This is a genomic window from Kitasatospora sp. NPDC002965 (assembly GCF_040611255.1).
Classification (GTDB): Bacteria; Actinomycetota; Actinomycetes; order Streptomycetales; family Streptomycetaceae; genus Kitasatospora.
Window position 1 is genome coordinate 19434 of sequence record NZ_JBEXNT010000102.1, and the last position, 15185, is coordinate 34618.

Below are 15185 nucleotides of genomic sequence, written 5' to 3' on the forward strand. Positions count from 1 at the left end.
GGACGAGAGCACGTACGGTGAGGGCATGACGAGCGCGAGCGGCGGTGCTGACATGGTCGACTGGAATCTCGCGGTCGCAACCGCGACCAGGCTGGTACGGCCGGGGCCGGAGGTGAGCCGGGCCGAGGCGGCCGCGGTGGTCGCCGAACTGCGCCGGCACGCCCTGGAGGCCGAGGAACACGTCCGGGAGTTCACCGGCATGCGGTCCAGCAGCCTGGCCGAGGCGGTCGCGACCCCGGTGCTGATCGTGGACCGCCCCGGCTGGGTGCGGGCCAACGTGGCGGGGTTCCGCACGATCGTGCAGCCGCTGGTGGAGAAGCTCCAGGCGCGCCGGGCCAACGGCTCCGGCCCCGGGGTCTTCGGCACGGTGGGGGAGAAGGCCACCGGGATCGAGGTCGGCGCCCTGCTGGCCTTCCTGTCCACCAAGGTGCTCGGCCAGTACGAGACCTTCGCCCCGGCCGAGTCCTCGCTGGAGACGCCGGACAGCCCGGCGGCCCTGTTCGACAAGCCGCGGCTCGGCCCCGAGACCGCAGGCCCGGGCCGGCTGCTGCTGGTGGCGCCGAACATCGTGCACGTCGAGCGCGAGCTGGACGTCGACCCGGCCGACTTCCGGCTCTGGGTCTGCCTGCACGAGGAGACCCACCGCACCCAGTTCACCGCGGTGCCCTGGCTGCGCGACCACATCCAGTCCGAGGTGCAGTCGTTCCTGTCCGAGACCGACGTCGACCCGGGGGCGCTGCTGGACCGGCTGCGCGACGCGGCCGGCACGCTCGGCGGCGGCCTGCCCGGACTCGGCGGCCGTGCCGAGAGCGCCCCGTCCGCCGGACTGCTGGAGATCGTCCAGTCGCCGGCGCAGCGCGAGATCCTCGCCCGGCTGACAGCCGTGATGTCGCTGCTGGAGGGCCACGCCGACGTGGTGATGGACGGCGTCGGCCCGGCCGTGGTGCCGAGCGTGGCGGAGATCCGGGAGAAGTTCCAGCAGCGGCGGGACCGCGGCGCCAACCGGCTCGACCTGGTGCTGCGCCGGCTGCTCGGCATGGACGCCAAGCTCCGCCAGTACCAGGACGGCGCGGTCTTCGTCCGGGGCGTGGTCGACCAGGTCGGGATGGACGGCTTCAACCGGGTCTGGACCTCGCCGAACACCCTGCCGACCAAGGAGGAGATCCACGACCCGGCCGCCTGGGTCGCCCGGGTCGCGCGGTAGCCCCTTCCGTCCCGCCGTCCGTCCGCCCTCCGTGCCCGCCGTCGGGCCGGAGGGCGTCGTCCTCGGCGGGCCGGCGCGGACCTTCGGCCGCCGGGGACGGGCCGGGAGCGGGGGGCGGACGACCGTCTCGGCGGGGCGTTCGGTCCGAAGGGTGGTCGCGCGCGGTCAAACCCGTTCGTACGAGTGGTCCAGTCGTGCAGATGGCGGGTGAAGATACGTTTCTCCATTCACCCGAACGTGGGACGGTGGTCGTACCGGTGGCGCGGGTGGCGTAGCGGGTGCCTCCTTTCTGCCACCATCTGTGAGCGCCCGGTAACGCGGTGCGCATGGATGCGCGGTCCCCGCCGCGCCCACAGCCGTCCTGTCCCCCTCTGCCGAGGAGTCGTCCGCCGTGGGCCCTCACCCCGCCGTCGCAGCGATACGCCTGGCCGTACGCCGTACCCTCGCCGACCTCGCCGCCGAGGCCGGCTCCACCTTCACCGCCCCGGTCCGCGAGCCGCGTGAACGCACCGGCGGCGTGCCGCTGGCCGTCGCCGCCGTCGGCACCACGTTGATCGGCAACGCCCACCGCCACCCGTCCGGGCTGCCGCGCACCCCCGCCGCGCCGGGCTCCCCGCTGGTCCTGGTCGCCGTCAGCGGCGGCGCGGACTCCATGGCCCTGGCCATCGCGGCCGCCTTCGAGGCCCCCAAGATCGGTCTGCGGGTCGGCGCCGTCACCGTCGACCACGGCCTCCAGGCGGGATCCGCCGACCGGGCCGCCCAGGTCGCCGACCGGCTCCGCGAGCTCGGGCTCGACCCGGTCGAGGCGATCCCGGTCCAGGTCGGCCGCGAGGGCGGCCCCGAGGCCGCCGCCCGCGACGCCCGGTACGCCGCCCTGGACGAGGCCGCCGAGCGCCACCGCGCGGTCGCCGTCCTGCTCGGCCACACCCGCGACGACCAGGCCGAGACGGTCCTGCTGGGCCTGGCCCGCGGCTCCGGCTCCCGCTCGCTGGCCGGGATGCCGGCCCAGAAGGGCCGCTACCGCCGCCCGCTGCTGGAACTGGACCGGGCCGCCACCCGGCAGGCCTGCTCCGCGCAGTCCATCCCGGTCTGGGACGACCCGCACAACTGCGATCCGGCCTTCACCCGCTCGCGGGTCCGCCACGAGGTGCTGCCGGTGCTGGAGAAGCACCTGGGCGGCGGCGTGGTCGAGGCGCTCGCCCGTACCGCCCGGCTGTTCCGCGACGACGCCGACGCGCTGGACCAGTGGGCCTCCCTGGCCGAACGCGACCTCCGGACGGGCGAAGGCACCCTGGACGCCGTGAAGCTGGCCGAACTGCCCTCCGCCGTGCGCCGCCGGGTGCTGCGCCGGGCCGCGCTGCGCGCGGGCTGCCCGGCCGGGGACCTCTTCGCCCGGCACCTCGAAACGATCGACCTGCTGGTCACCGGATGGCGCGGCCAGGGGCCGCTGCACCTACCCGGGGGCGTCGAAGCCACCCGGCGGTGTGGCACGCTGGTCTTTCGGCGACAGGGCGACTGACGGGCTGGTGTGCCCCGGGGAAGCCGGCCGCCGGCCATCCAGACCCCGACACGTTTGAGGACGTATCCCCGGTGGACCAGAACGACATGGGCGCTGACCTCGCGAAGGTGCTCATCAGCAAGGACGAGATCGACGCGAAGCTCCTGGAGCTGGCCGAGCGCATCGACCGCGACTACGCAGGCAAGGACCTGCTGATCGTCGGCGTCCTCAAGGGTGCCGTGATGGTCATGGCCGACCTCGCCCGGGCCCTGCACTCGCAGGTCACGATGGACTGGATGGCGGTCTCCTCCTACGGGATGGGCACCAAGTCCTCCGGCGTGGTGCGTATCCTCAAGGACCTCGACACCGACATCGCCGGCCGTGACGTGCTGATCGTCGAGGACATCATCGATTCCGGACTGACCCTCTCCTGGCTGCTCGGCAACCTGGGCTCGCGCGGTCCGGCCTCGCTGGAGGTCTGCACGCTGCTGCGCAAGCCGGACGCCGCCAAGGTCGAGATCGACGTCAAGTACGTCGGGTTCGACATCCCCAACGAGTTCGTGGTCGGCTACGGCCTCGACTACGCCGAGAAGCTGCGCAACCTGCCGTTCATCGGCACGCTCGCCCCGCACGTCTACGGCGGCTGATTGACCCCGTTCGGACGACGGGCGGGAACGGTTGGCCGTTCCTGCCCGTTGGGTCGGGGGAACAGAGAAACACTGTCGTGTCGCTGTGCTCCCGCCATGAGCGGGTCGTACTGCGGTACGGTCCAATAAAACCGCTCTTCACATGAGCACAGACCGGATGCGCCGGCGGCCCACAGCCCCGCGGCGCCGTTGAGTGGCAGGAGGGACGGGGCGGCAACGCCCCGCATGGATGGACGTCAAGCGATACTTCCGTGCGCCGATCATGTGGATCGTGCTGGCCGTCCTCGCCGTCATCGTGCTGATGCAGGTCGTTTCGGATTCGAACGGCTACAAGACGGTGGACACCGGGCAGGTCGTCGCAGCGATCGACGCGAAGCAGGTCAAGTCGGCGCAGATCACCACGGGTGACTCGAGCACAATCAAGATCCAGCTGAAGGACGGTGCCAAGCTGCCCGCAGTGGGCACCGGCAAGCCGCAGTCCGGCAGCAAGTTCCAGGCCTCCTACATCGGGGACCAGGGCGTTGCGATCGCCGACAAGCTGCAGGCCCAGATCAACGACAACGACCAGAGCACGCTCTCCGAGGGCTACACCGTCAGCCCGGAGAAGCAGAGCACCCTCGTCAGCCTGCTGCTGTCGATGCTGCCCATTGTGATCATCGTTCTGGTCTTCCTGTTCCTGATGAACCAGATGCAGGGCGGCGGCTCCCGCGTCATGCAGTTCGGCAAGTCCAAGGCCAAGCTGCTGACCAAGGACACCCCGAAGACCACCTTCTCCGACGTCGCAGGCGCGGACGAGGCGGTCGAGGAGCTCCACGAGATCAAGGAGTTCCTGCAGGAGCCGGCCAAGTTCCAGGCCGTCGGCGCCAAGATCCCCAAGGGTGTGCTGCTCTACGGCCCGCCCGGAACCGGCAAGACCCTGCTGGCGCGTGCCGTCGCGGGCGAGGCCGGGGTGCCGTTCTACTCGATCTCGGGTTCGGACTTCGTCGAGATGTTCGTGGGTGTCGGCGCCAGCCGCGTCCGCGACCTCTTCGAGCAGGCCAAGGCGAACGCCCCGGCGATCGTCTTCGTCGACGAGATCGACGCAGTCGGCCGGCACCGCGGTGCGGGTCTCGGCGGCGGTCACGACGAGCGCGAGCAGACCCTCAACCAGCTGCTGGTCGAGATGGACGGCTTCGACGTCAAGGGCGGCGTGATCCTCATCGCGGCCACCAACCGCCCGGACATCCTGGACCCGGCGCTGCTGCGCCCGGGCCGCTTCGACCGTCAGATCTCGGTCGAGCGTCCCGACCTCCAGGGCCGTCTGGACATCCTCAAGGTGCACCAGAAGGGCAAGCCGATCGCGCCCGACGTCGACCTCTCGGCCGTCGCCAAGCGCACCCCCGGCTTCACCGGTGCCGATCTGTCGAACGTCCTGAACGAGGCGGCGCTGCTGACCGCCCGCTCGGACAAGAAGCTGATCGACAACAACACCCTGGACGAGGCGATCGACCGCGTCGTGGCGGGTCCGCAGAAGCGCACGCGGATCATGTCCGAGAAGGAGAAGAAGATCACCGCGTACCACGAGGGCGGCCACGCCCTGGTGGCGGCGGCCTCTCCGAACGCGGACCCGGTGCACAAGATCACCATCCTGTCCCGCGGCCGGGCCCTCGGCTACACCATGGTGCTGCCGGACGAGGACAAGTACTCCACCACCCGCAACGAGATGCTCGACCAGCTGGCGTACATGCTGGGCGGGCGTGCGGCGGAGGAGCTGGTCTTCCACGACCCGACCACCGGTGCCTCGAACGACATCGAGAAGGCCACCGCCACCGCGCGGGCCATGGTCACCCAGTACGGCATGACCGAGCGCCTCGGTGCCATCAAGTTCGGCAGCGACAACTCGGAGCCGTTCCTGGGCCGTGAGATGGGTCACCAGCGCGACTACTCGGAAGAGGTCGCCGGGCTGGTCGACGAAGAGGTCAAGAAGCTCATCGAGAACGCGCACAACGAGGCCTGGGAGATCCTGGTCGAGAACCGCGACGTGCTCGACAACCTGGTCCTGGAGCTCCTGGAGAAGGAGACCCTCAACAAGGAGCAGATCGCCGAGATCTTCACGCACATCGTGAAGCGCCCGGCTCGTCCGGCCTGGACCGGGTCCGCCCGTCGGACCCCGTCGACCCGCCCGCCGGTGCAGTCCCCGAAGGAGCTGGCGCTCACCTACGGCGCCGCCGCCGTCGAGGCCGCCCCGGCCGACGTGGCGAAGGTCCCGCCGCTGCAGCCCGAACCGCCCGCCGAGGGCTGACCGGCAGCACGGGCACCCGCCGGAATGGATGCCGCGTCACCAGGGTTTGTACCCTGGAGGCGCGGCATCCGTGCTGTTCAGCCAAGTCAGTCCCACGAGAAGCGAGGCCCGCATGATCGACCCGGTGACGCTCGACGGTCCGCCCGCCGTCGGCACCTTCGACCAGAAGCGGGCCGAGAACGCGATCCGCGAGCTGCTGCTGGCCGTGGGGGAGGACCCGGACCGCGAGGGGCTGCTGGAGACGCCCGCGCGGGTGGCACGGGCGTACAAGGAGATATTCGCGGGTCTCTGGCAGGAGCCCGAGGAGGTCCTCACCACCACCTTCGACCTCGGCCACGACGAGATGGTGCTGGTCAAGGACATCGAGCTGACGTCCGTCTGCGAGCACCACCTGGTCCCGTTCCGGGGGGTCGCGCACGTCGGGTACATCCCGTCCACGAGCGGCAAGATCACCGGCCTGTCCAAGCTGGCCCGGCTGGTCGACGTCTACGCCCGCCGGCCGCAGGTCCAGGAGCGTCTCACCAGCCAGGTCGCCGACGCGCTGATGCGGATCCTGGAGCCGCGCGGCGCGATCGTCGTGGTCGAGTGCGAGCACATGTGCATGTCGATGCGGGGCATCCGCAAGCCCGGGGCGAAGACCATCACGTCCTGCGTGCGCGGCCAGCTGCGCGACCCGGCCACCCGGGCCGAGGCGATGAGCCTCATCATCGGGCGCTGACCGGGTCGGCGCCGCGGGCCGCCGGTCAGATCGCCTCCTGCGCCTCCTGGGCGTCGGACACCGCGTGCGGCGGAGCGGGCATGCCCAGCGCGTTGCGGCGCGCGGGCATCCGCAGCCGCACCATCCGCCGCCAGCCGTACGCCCGGTCGTACAGGTAGAGCGCGTGGACGCCCGCGGTGACCGCGGCCCGCTGCCAGAGCGGCCAGCGCAGGATCCGCGCCATCCGGGACGTCACCGCGAGCCCGACGTCCCGGTGGGTGCGGATCTCGCCGCGGGCGCAGGTCTCCAGGACGTGCCGGACGTACGGGCCGTGGCCCTCGGAGACCAGCCGGAGCAGCTCCTCGTGGCAGTAGGCGAGGTGGTTGTCCTCGTCGGCCGAGATCATCCGCATCGCCCGGCCGACGTCGGGGTTGTCCCCGTAGGCCTTCACCAGCTGGCGCATCTGCTCGGCCGCGCGCTGCTCGGTGACCCGGCTGTGCGCCAGGTAGGTGATGATCTCGCGCTCGGTCAGCGGGACGTCGCCGGTGAGCCGCTCGTGGGCGAGGCCGACGCCCTGGCGCTCCAGCAGCATGCAGTAGTCGGCCTCGGCGGGGACGTCGATCCTGGGCAGGCCGCGCTTGTTCAGCAGCTGGGTGAAGATCCGGCCGTGCTTGCGCTCGTCGGCGCCGTGCCGGGCGATCTTCGGGGCGAGCACCGGGTCGAGGGTGAGGACGGTGATCCGTTCGTTCTCCCAGCCGCCCTGGTCCTCGCCGCCGGCTGCGATGCTGCAGAACAGCTGATAGGCCTCGTCGTTCCGGTAGATCTCGTCGAAGAGTGATCGGGTGCTGAGCATGGGGCCTCCTGCCCGGATCCGGGACGGTGCCGGCCGTTCGGCCGGGCGGTCTCGATGCGTTCCCCCGGGGCGCCGGGCGGTCCGCCCGACCGGCCGGTAGTCACCCGGCTGCCCTAGCCGAGGTGGTGGCCCATCCACTCCAGCGAGGCGGGCAGCTCGCGCACCCAGCTCTCGAAGTTGTGACCGCCGTCGTCCAGGTAGAGCGACTCCACCGTGAACTGGGGGTTGGCGGCGGCGACCTGCTGGGCCAGGTCGACGAACTGGACGGTCCGCGGGTAGTCGGCCTCCTTGCGGGTGGAGACGACCAGCATCGACAGGGCCGGGACGGGCAGGTTCTGCAGCCGCCACGCGAGGTCGCTCTGCTCGGCCAGCGCCGCGTCGCCGCCGAACAGGCTGCCGCCGGTGAACTGGTCCTCCACGACCTTGAAGTCGCCGTGCAGGCCGCCGGCCGCGCCGAAGACGTTCGGGAACCGCATCGCCAGCCGGAACGCGCAGCTGCCGCCGGTCGAGTAGCCGAAGGTGCCCCAGGCGGCGGCCGAGCGGCTGGTCCGGTACGCGGAGCGGAGCGCCTCCGGGACGTCCCTGGTGAACCAGGACTCGGCGAGCGGCCCGCCGGGGACGTCCACGCACTCGGTGTTGCGCGACGCGGAGACGGTCGGACGGGACAGCACCACGATGGTCGGCTGCATCCTGCCGGTGCGCTGGAGCTCGGCGGCGGTCTGGACGACCGGCAGGTCCTTCATCAGATTGAGCGTCGTGCCGGGGTAGCCGGCGATGGCCAGCAGCACCGGGAAGCGGACCAGGGCGAACTTCGGGTCGAAGTACTCGGGCGGCAGGTAGACGAACATCTGGTCGGACAGGCCGGTCTCCTTCCCGGTGATCCGGACCGACTCGACCCTGCCGACCTCCTCGGGCGGCCCCTTCGGCAGGTCGCCGACGGTCTCCATGCCGCCCTCGTTGGTCGGCTGGAGCAGTGCGTCGGGGGCCGCTCCGCCCTTGTGGTTCTCGTTGCTGGTCAGGGCGAGCTTGGTGCCGCCGGAGCTGAGCAGGTCGTTCCATGTGGTGTAGAAGCCGAAGGAGTTGTTGACGGCGAGCGCCATCACGGCGAGGACCGACACCTGAGTGACCGTCATCAGTCCGACCCGGCCGAGCACCGGCAGCGGGCGCTGGCGCGCCAGCCTGGGCCAGATCCAGAGGGTGGCGACGAGCGCCGCCGAGCCCAGGGCGAGGAGCGAGTTCATCAGCGCGTCGCTGGTCAGTTCCATGCCGTGGGCCTTCCGGTGGGACACTGTCGGTGCAGGGTTCATCGTCTGGCGGTGCGTCAGCCGGGGCCAGCGCGGCTAGGCTGTCCGGACGTCGGGAGGGCCCGGGAGGCCGCCGGTCGCAGTGCGCAACCGACGCCCTAGAATGCGGCGTCCACCGTACGTACCGCGTACGCGGGGGCCCGTCGCGCCACGCGGCGAGGGGCTCCGGCACCCACCCCTCGGCTCAATCGCAGTGCCCCCAGGGCTTCGGCTTACCCTTCGTTTCCGGTTCCTTGGTGTGCGTCTTGCCTGATGAAGGAAATCGCATGAAGGTCCATCACGGCTCCTCCCCCGGAGTGACAGGACACCGCTCCGAAGCCTCTACGCTGAACCTCCATGAGCGTTCCCGTGTCCGTTGAGCCGAGCCCCGAGCAGCCGCCCCGCCGTCGCGGCCTGCAGACGCTTCGTACCCAAGCCGCCGCCGTACCGCGGGCCTGGCTGCCCGGTGCGGTCGGCTACGCCTGTCTGCTGATCGGGCTGGTGGACGTCGCGAGCGCGGTGTTCCCCAAGCTCCGGCACACCAAGGTGCACACCTTCGCCGGGCAGCTGCCCGGCGGCACCACCACCCTGGCCGCCGCCGGCACCCTGATGGTCGGCCTGCTGCTGGTGCTGCTCGCGCACGCGCTGCGCCGGCGCAAGCGGCGTGCCTGGCGGGCGGTCTGCGTCCTGCTGCCGATCGGCGCCGCGCTGCACCTGCTGCGCTGGCACCAGCTGGGCCCGGCGGTCATCTCGCTGGTGCTGTTCGTGGTCGTGCTGGTCCACCGGCGCGAGTTCTACGCCAAGGCGGACCCCCGCACGCGCTGGCGGGCGGTGGTCAACCTGGTCGTGATGGGCGCCGTCAGCGTGCTGCTCGGCCTGCTGGTCGTCTCCACCCGGACCGGGTACGAGCTCGGCCACGCCGGCCTGTACGAGCGGCTGGAGCACGTCGTCTACGGACTGTTCGGCTTCGAGGGACAGGTCCACTACACCTCGGACCGGGTCTCCGACCTGGTCGCCTACCTGCTCGGCGGGATGGGCCTGATCACCGCCTTCACCACCGCGTACCTGGCGCTGCGCCCGGAGAAGCCCAAGCCGGAGCTGACGGCCGAGGACGAGGAGAAGGTCCGTGGGCTGCTGGAGCGCCACGGCGAGCGGGACTCGCTCGGCTACTTCGCGCTGCGCCGCGACAAGAGCGTGCTGTTCTCGCCCAGCGGCAAGGCGGCGATCTCCTACCGGGTGGTCTCCGGGGTGATGCTCGCCTCCGGTGACCCGGTCGGCGACGTCGAGGCCTGGCCCGGCGCGATCAAGGTCTTCATGGCCGAGGCCCGCGAGCACGCCTGGGTGCCGGCCGTGATGGGCTGCAGCGAGGTCGGCGGCGAGGTCTGGACCCGGGAGGCGGGCCTGGACGCGCTGGAGCTGGGGGACGAGGCGATCGTCGACACGGCCACCTTCTCGCTCTCCGGGCGGGCGATGCGCAACGTGCGCCAGATGGTCAAGCGGATCGAGCGCAACGGCTACTCCTGCCAGGTGCGCCGGGTCTCCGACCTGACCCCGGAGGAGAAGTACCGGATCGCCGACGCCGCGGCCCGCTGGCGCGGCACCGACACCGAGCGCGGCTTCTCGATGGCCCTCGGCCGGTTCGGGGACCCGGGTGACGACGCCTGCGTGGTGGTCACCGCCCACAAGGCCCCGGAGGAGGGCGAGACCGGCGACGACCTCAAGGCCGTGCTGCACTTCGTCCCCTGGGGGACGGACGGCATCTCGCTGGAGCTGATGCGCCGTGACCGGGCCGCCGACCCCGGCCTGAACGAGCTGCTGATCGTCGCGGCGCTGCAGGCGGTGCCGGCGATGGGGGTCCGGCGGGTCTCGCTGAACTTCGCGATGTTCCGCTCGGCGCTCGCCCGCGGTGAGCGGATCGGCGCCGGACCGGTGCTGCGGGCCTGGCGGGGGCTGCTGGTCTTCCTCTCGCGCTGGTTCCAGATCGAGTCGCTGTACAAGTTCAACGCCAAGTTCCAGCCGGAGTGGGAGCCCCGGTTCCTGGTCTTCCCCAACACCCGCGACCTGCCCCGGATCGGCTTCGCCGCGATGCAGGCGGAGGCCTTCATCACGCTCGGCATGCCCCGGATCGGCCGCAAGCGGCAGCGCCAGGGCCTGATGCCGGCCGACGCCCGGCCGGAGGTCGGCGAGGCCGCCTGAGCCGCGCCGACCGGTCCGCCGGCCCCCGTCGAGGCGTGTCCTCGGCGGGGGCCGGCGGCTTGTCCGGCCCACCCCGGACCGGCGTCCGGGGTGGGCTGCCGCGTGACCGGATGGCGTCGGCCAGATAATGGGGTTATGAGCAATTCGGTGCCCTTCTCCCTGCCGGCCGGACTGCCGCGGCTCGACCGCTGCGCCGTCATGGGCGTGGTCAACGTGACCCCCGACTCCTTCTCGGACGGCGGTCTGTGGCACGACCCGGCCCGGGCCGTCGCCCACGGGCTCGCGCTCCGCGCCCGCGGCGCGGACCTGGTCGACGTCGGCGGCGAGTCCACCCGCCCCGGCTCGCAGCGGGTGCCCGAGGAGGAGGAGCTGAACCGGGTCCTGCCGGTGGTGCGGGAGCTGGCCGACGCGGGGGTGCCGGTCTCCGTCGACACCATGCGCGCCTCCGTCGCCGAGCAGGCCGTGGCGGCCGGCGCGGTGATCATCAACGACGTCTCCGGCGGGCTGGCCGACCCGGCGATGGCCCGGGTCGTGGCCGAGACCGGCGCACCCTTCGTGGTGATGCACTGGCGCGGGCAGTCCGCGGCCATGGACCGGCTGGCGGTCTACGACGACGTCGTCACCGACGTGGTCGCCGAGCTCACCGGCCGGATGGAGGCGCTGCTGGCCGCCGGCGCCAAGGAGGAGCAGCTGATCCTCGACCCGGGCCTCGGCTTCGCCAAGACCGCCGAGCACAACTGGCAGCTGCTCGGCCGGCTCGACGCGCTCACCGCGCTCGGCCGGCCCGTCCTGGTCGCCGCATCGCGCAAGCGGTTCCTGGGTACGCTGCTCGCCGACCCGGAAACCGGGGAACTGCGCCCGGCCCGAGAGCGCGACGACGCGACCGCTGCGGTGTCGGTGCTGTCGGCCAGGGCGGGGGCCTGGGCGGTGCGGGTGCACGACGTGTCCGGCACGGCGGATGCCGTCCGGGTGGTCGCGGCCTGGCAGCGCGCGGCCCGGCAGGGGTGACCGGCAGGGAGGACGGGAGGGTCATGGCAGGTGACGGCAGGTTGAGCGGGGAGACCGCGGGCCGACAGGCCGCCGAGGCGGACCGGGAGGCGGCCCTGGAGGCCAACCGGGCGCTCTACGAGGCGCTGGAGAACGGGGACCTGGAGGCGGTCGAGGAGGCCTGGCTCGGGGCCGACGAGGCCGACGACAAGGGCGGCGTGGTCTGCGTCCACCCGGGCTGGCCGGTGCTGCGCGGACGGGCCCAGGTGACCCGCTCGTACATGTTGATCATGGCGAACACCGAGTACATCCAGTTCATCCTCACGGACGAGGAGGCCGAGGTGCACGGCGATGTGGCCCTTGTCACGTGCACCGAGAACATCCTTTCCGGCGGGGAGGCGGAGGAGGAGGGGGAGCTCGGCCCGCTGGTCGGCGGAAAGGTCGTCTCGACCAATCTCTTCCGCCGCACCCCGGCCGGGTGGAAAGTCTGGTCCCATCACGGTTCACCCGTTCTGACCAGCGCCGACGAGGACGAAGAGGACTGATTCCGGGAACGGGCGGGAAATGTCGCCCGGCGGTGGTCCGGGAATTCCCGGACGGTCACCGAACGTTCACGTCAAGCGCCATTCCGGCGCGCGTGGCGACGGTTCGTGCCGGGTAGGACGGTCAGGTGTTGTCGGCGCGCGCGGGTAGATTCGAAATCGGAGTGTCGGGCGCGACGCCCGTCTCCGCCCTGCCTGCCCACACCCTTCCGGGGTGGGGCCAGTCCGACTGGGAGCAGTGATTCGTTTGCTGGACCGCGTCACCCTGCGGGGCCTGCGCGCCCGGGGTCACCACGGCGTCTTCGAGCGCGAGCGCGTCGACGGCCAGACCTTCGTGGTGGACCTGGTGCTGTACCTGGACACCCGCCCCGCCGCGTCCGGCGACGACCTCACCCGCACGGCGCACTACGGCGTCGTGGCCGAGGAGGTCACCGCGATCATCGCCGGCGAGCCGGTCGACCTGATCGAGACCCTGGCCCAGCGGATCGCCGACCAGTGCCTGAAGCACGAGGCGGTCGAGGAGGTCGAGGTGACCGTGCACAAGCCGGACGCCCCGATCACCGTGCCGTTCGACGACGTGACCGTGACCATCCACCGGGCCCGCGCGTGACCACCACCGCGCGCCCCGCGGCAGCCGCCGAGCCCGTTCCAGCTGTAGAGGAAGTCCCGATGAGCGACCGAAGCGAGCGACTCACCGAAAGGCCCGTCCGGGTGACCGTCCGGGCCGGGCGGAACGGGGCGGGCGCATGAGCACGATCGACCCGACCGCCGCGCCGAGCGCGTTCGACCTGGAGAGCCGGGTGGACTCGGTCGACACCACCCTGCACGGCCAGCGCTGCGCCGTGATCGCCCTCGGCTCCAACCTCGGCAACCGCCTGGACACCCTCCAGGGGGCCGTGGACGCCCTCGCGGACACCCCCGGGCTCCGGATCAAGGCCGTCTCCGCCGTGTACGAGACGGCGGCCGTCGGCGGCCCCGAGGACCAGCCCGCCTACTACAACGCGGTGGTGGTGCTCCGCACCTCGCTGCCCCCGCGGGACCTGCTGGAGCGCGGCAACGCGATCGAGGACGCCTTCGGCCGGGTCCGCACCGTCCACTGGGGTCCGCGCACCCTGGACGTCGACATCCTCGCCTACGAGGGCGTCACCAGCGAGGACCCGCAGCTGCTGCTGCCGCACCCGCGCTCGCACGAGCGGGCCTTCGTGCTCGCCCCGTGGCTGGACGCCCAGCCGGAGGCCGAGGTGCCCGGCCACGGGCCGGTGGCCGACCTGCTGGCGGCGCTCGGCGGCCCGGACGCCCAGGGCGTCCGGCGGCGCGAGGACATCGGGCTGACCCTGCCGGAGTAGCGCCCGCCCCGCCCGCCCCGGGTCCTGCGGCGTCGCCGTCGCCGGCCGGGGAACTCGGGCGGGGGTCCCGGCCGTACGAACAGGTGGGCGCCGAACAGGTGGGCGTCCTGGTACGGGGGGTGTCCTTCGGGCCGAGCCCGGTACGGTGGCCTGGCGCCGCCGTGCCCGTGCCCGGGGGCGGCCTCCCGTCACCGCTGCCCCGGGAAAGGACCCTGTCCGCGTGAAGCTGCTTCGCCTCCGCCTGTTGGTCGGCATCACCGCCGCGACCACGGCGCTGTCCTGGGCCGGTGCCAAGCTCTGGTCCTCCCTGGACACGCTGCCCGCCGTGCCCGGTGCGGCACCGGTGGTGCTGGCCGCGGTGGCGGTGATCCTGCTCGCCACCGCGCTGTCGCTGCGTTCGCGGCTGAAGGCGGCCCGCGACCGGCAGCCCGGGGCGAAGCGGGTCGACCCGTTGGGCGCGGCCCGCGCGGTGGTGCTGGGCCAGGCGAGCGCGCTGGTCTCGGCGGTGGTCACCGGCATCTACGCGGGAGCCGGGATCCACCTGCTCGGCGAGCTGGACGTGCCGGCCCGGAAGGACCAGGCGATCACCGCCGGCTTCGCGGTGCTGGCCGGCGTGGCGGTGATCGCGGCGGCGCTCTGGTTGCAGCACGTCTGCAAGCTGCCGGAGAACCACGACGACCCGGGCGGGCGCGGGCCTGCGGCCACCCACCGCTGACCGGGCGTTCCCCGCTGGTCCCGGGTGATCCCCCGGGTGCGTCCGGTAAAGCCGGCGCGGTGTCAAGGGCCAAAGCGGACCCTGGGCTGACACGGCCCCAATTCGCACGCTAGTTTCTTGGCATGTCTCGCGGACGCCACCGTCATTCCTCCGTCCTCGGCCGGGTCTTTCCCCCCACCGCCGCCGGCGTGCTCATCGTCGCCGCGCTGGCCGCGCTGCTTGTCAGTCAGGACACCGTCCTGGTCCGTTCGGTGGGTGTCGCGGCGGTGCTCGCGACGCTCGGGATCGCGGTGCTGCTGCGGCAGCGCGACCGGGCCGCCCGGGCGGCTGCCGAACTCTCCGTCGCGCAGCGCCTGCGGGCCGAGGAGCGGTTCGAGGAACAGCTCGCCGAGGCCGAGTACGCCGCCGAGGTGGCCGAGGAGCGGGCGACCCGGTTCGGCCGCCGGCTGACCGCCGAGAAGTCCCGGCTCGCGAAGGCCGAGACGGAGATCGCCCGGCTGCTCAAGGAACGCGCGGTGTCGGTCGCCGAGCAGGCGCTCAAGGAGGCCGAGGCGGCCCAGCGGGCGCTCGCCGCGAGCCGGCCCAGGTACCCCGCCAGTCCGGCCGCGTTCGTCCGTGCCGGGGCCGTGCTGCGGCAGCTGGAGCGGCGCGCGGCGCAGCTGCAGGCGCAGCGGGAACGGGAGGCGCAGCGGGAGGCCGAGCGCGCGGCGGGTGCGGAGGTCACCTTGCGGCCCCGGACGACGCCCGCGACGACGCCCGCGAAGGCGCCCGCGGTGCCGGTGCCCGCCGCGGCCCCCGCACGGGTGACGCCGGCGGTTCCGGCTCCGGTGGTGCCCGCGGTGCCCGCTCCCGCGGAGGCGGGGCCCTCCGCGGCGGCCGTCCCGGCGGCGCCCGCGGCTCCGGCGGCGCGGGTGGCGCCCGCGGCGCCGGTCCGGC

Annotated in this window: 14 protein-coding genes; 12 read left to right on the forward strand and 2 right to left on the reverse strand. The window is 72.6% G+C overall.

Going from position 1 to position 15185, the window contains the following annotated elements; translation table 11 throughout:
- Nucleotides 1-25 precede the first annotated feature (25 nt).
- The 5 genes from ABZY91_RS30460 (at nucleotide 26) to folE (ending at nucleotide 6348) form a co-directional block, all read left to right on the forward strand.
- Nucleotides 26-1204, forward strand: coding sequence for a zinc-dependent metalloprotease (locus tag ABZY91_RS30460; protein ID WP_329883971.1), 1179 nt, complete (start codon nucleotides 26-28; stop codon nucleotides 1202-1204).
- A gap of 391 nt (nucleotides 1205-1595) precedes the next feature.
- Nucleotides 1596-2723 (forward strand): tRNA lysidine(34) synthetase TilS, encoded by a 1128-nt coding sequence (tilS, locus tag ABZY91_RS30465; RefSeq protein ID WP_329883970.1) that lies wholly within the window; start codon nucleotides 1596-1598, stop codon nucleotides 2721-2723.
- A gap of 71 nt (nucleotides 2724-2794) precedes the next feature.
- Nucleotides 2795-3349, forward strand: a complete 555-nt coding sequence (gene hpt, locus ABZY91_RS30470; RefSeq protein ID WP_030059589.1) for a hypoxanthine phosphoribosyltransferase — start codon at nucleotides 2795-2797, stop codon at nucleotides 3347-3349.
- A 229-nt stretch (nucleotides 3350-3578) separates the two neighbouring features.
- Entirely contained in the window at nucleotides 3579-5630 is a 2052-nt protein-coding gene (gene ftsH / locus ABZY91_RS30475) for an ATP-dependent zinc metalloprotease FtsH (protein WP_329949176.1), read from the forward strand.
- A 112-nt stretch (nucleotides 5631-5742) separates the two neighbouring features.
- Nucleotides 5743-6348, forward strand: coding sequence for a GTP cyclohydrolase I FolE (folE, locus tag ABZY91_RS30480; protein ID WP_329883966.1), 606 nt, complete (start codon nucleotides 5743-5745; stop codon nucleotides 6346-6348).
- 25 nt (nucleotides 6349-6373) lie between these two features.
- On the opposite strand, the gene ABZY91_RS30485 is transcribed toward folE, so the two are convergent.
- On the reverse strand, nucleotides 6374-7180 hold the full coding sequence (locus ABZY91_RS30485) for a ferritin-like domain-containing protein (RefSeq protein ID WP_355406041.1): 807 nt from the start codon (nucleotides 7178-7180) through the stop codon (nucleotides 6374-6376).
- A gap of 113 nt (nucleotides 7181-7293) precedes the next feature.
- Nucleotides 7294-8445, reverse strand: a complete 1152-nt coding sequence (locus ABZY91_RS30490) for an alpha/beta hydrolase-fold protein (protein ID WP_355406042.1) — start codon at nucleotides 8443-8445, stop codon at nucleotides 7294-7296.
- Between the two features lie 375 nt (nucleotides 8446-8820).
- On the opposite strand from ABZY91_RS30490, the gene ABZY91_RS30495 reads away from it, so the two are divergent.
- The 7 genes from ABZY91_RS30495 to ABZY91_RS30525 all read left to right on the forward strand — a co-directional run.
- On the forward strand, nucleotides 8821-10659 hold the full coding sequence (locus tag ABZY91_RS30495) for a phosphatidylglycerol lysyltransferase domain-containing protein (protein WP_329949178.1): 1839 nt from the start codon (nucleotides 8821-8823) through the stop codon (nucleotides 10657-10659).
- Between the two features lie 135 nt (nucleotides 10660-10794).
- Nucleotides 10795-11667, forward strand: coding sequence for a dihydropteroate synthase (folP, locus tag ABZY91_RS30500; protein ID WP_329883961.1), 873 nt, complete (start codon nucleotides 10795-10797; stop codon nucleotides 11665-11667).
- A gap of 41 nt (nucleotides 11668-11708) precedes the next feature.
- Entirely contained in the window at nucleotides 11709-12191 is a 483-nt protein-coding gene (locus tag ABZY91_RS30505) for a nuclear transport factor 2 family protein (protein ID WP_355406043.1), read from the forward strand.
- Between the two features lie 247 nt (nucleotides 12192-12438).
- A complete protein-coding gene (folB, locus tag ABZY91_RS30510) occupies nucleotides 12439-12798 on the forward strand; it encodes a dihydroneopterin aldolase (protein WP_329949184.1) in 360 nt (119 codons plus the stop codon).
- 136 nt (nucleotides 12799-12934) lie between these two features.
- Nucleotides 12935-13534, forward strand: coding sequence for a 2-amino-4-hydroxy-6-hydroxymethyldihydropteridine diphosphokinase (folK, locus tag ABZY91_RS30515; protein ID WP_329883958.1), 600 nt, complete (start codon nucleotides 12935-12937; stop codon nucleotides 13532-13534).
- A 220-nt stretch (nucleotides 13535-13754) separates the two neighbouring features.
- On the forward strand, nucleotides 13755-14249 hold the full coding sequence (locus ABZY91_RS30520) for a DUF3180 domain-containing protein (protein ID WP_329883956.1): 495 nt from the start codon (nucleotides 13755-13757) through the stop codon (nucleotides 14247-14249).
- Nucleotides 14250-14371: 122 nt separating this feature from the next.
- Nucleotides 14372-15185: hypothetical protein (locus ABZY91_RS30525; RefSeq protein ID WP_355406044.1), on the forward strand; the 814-nt coding region annotated here is incomplete at its 3' end.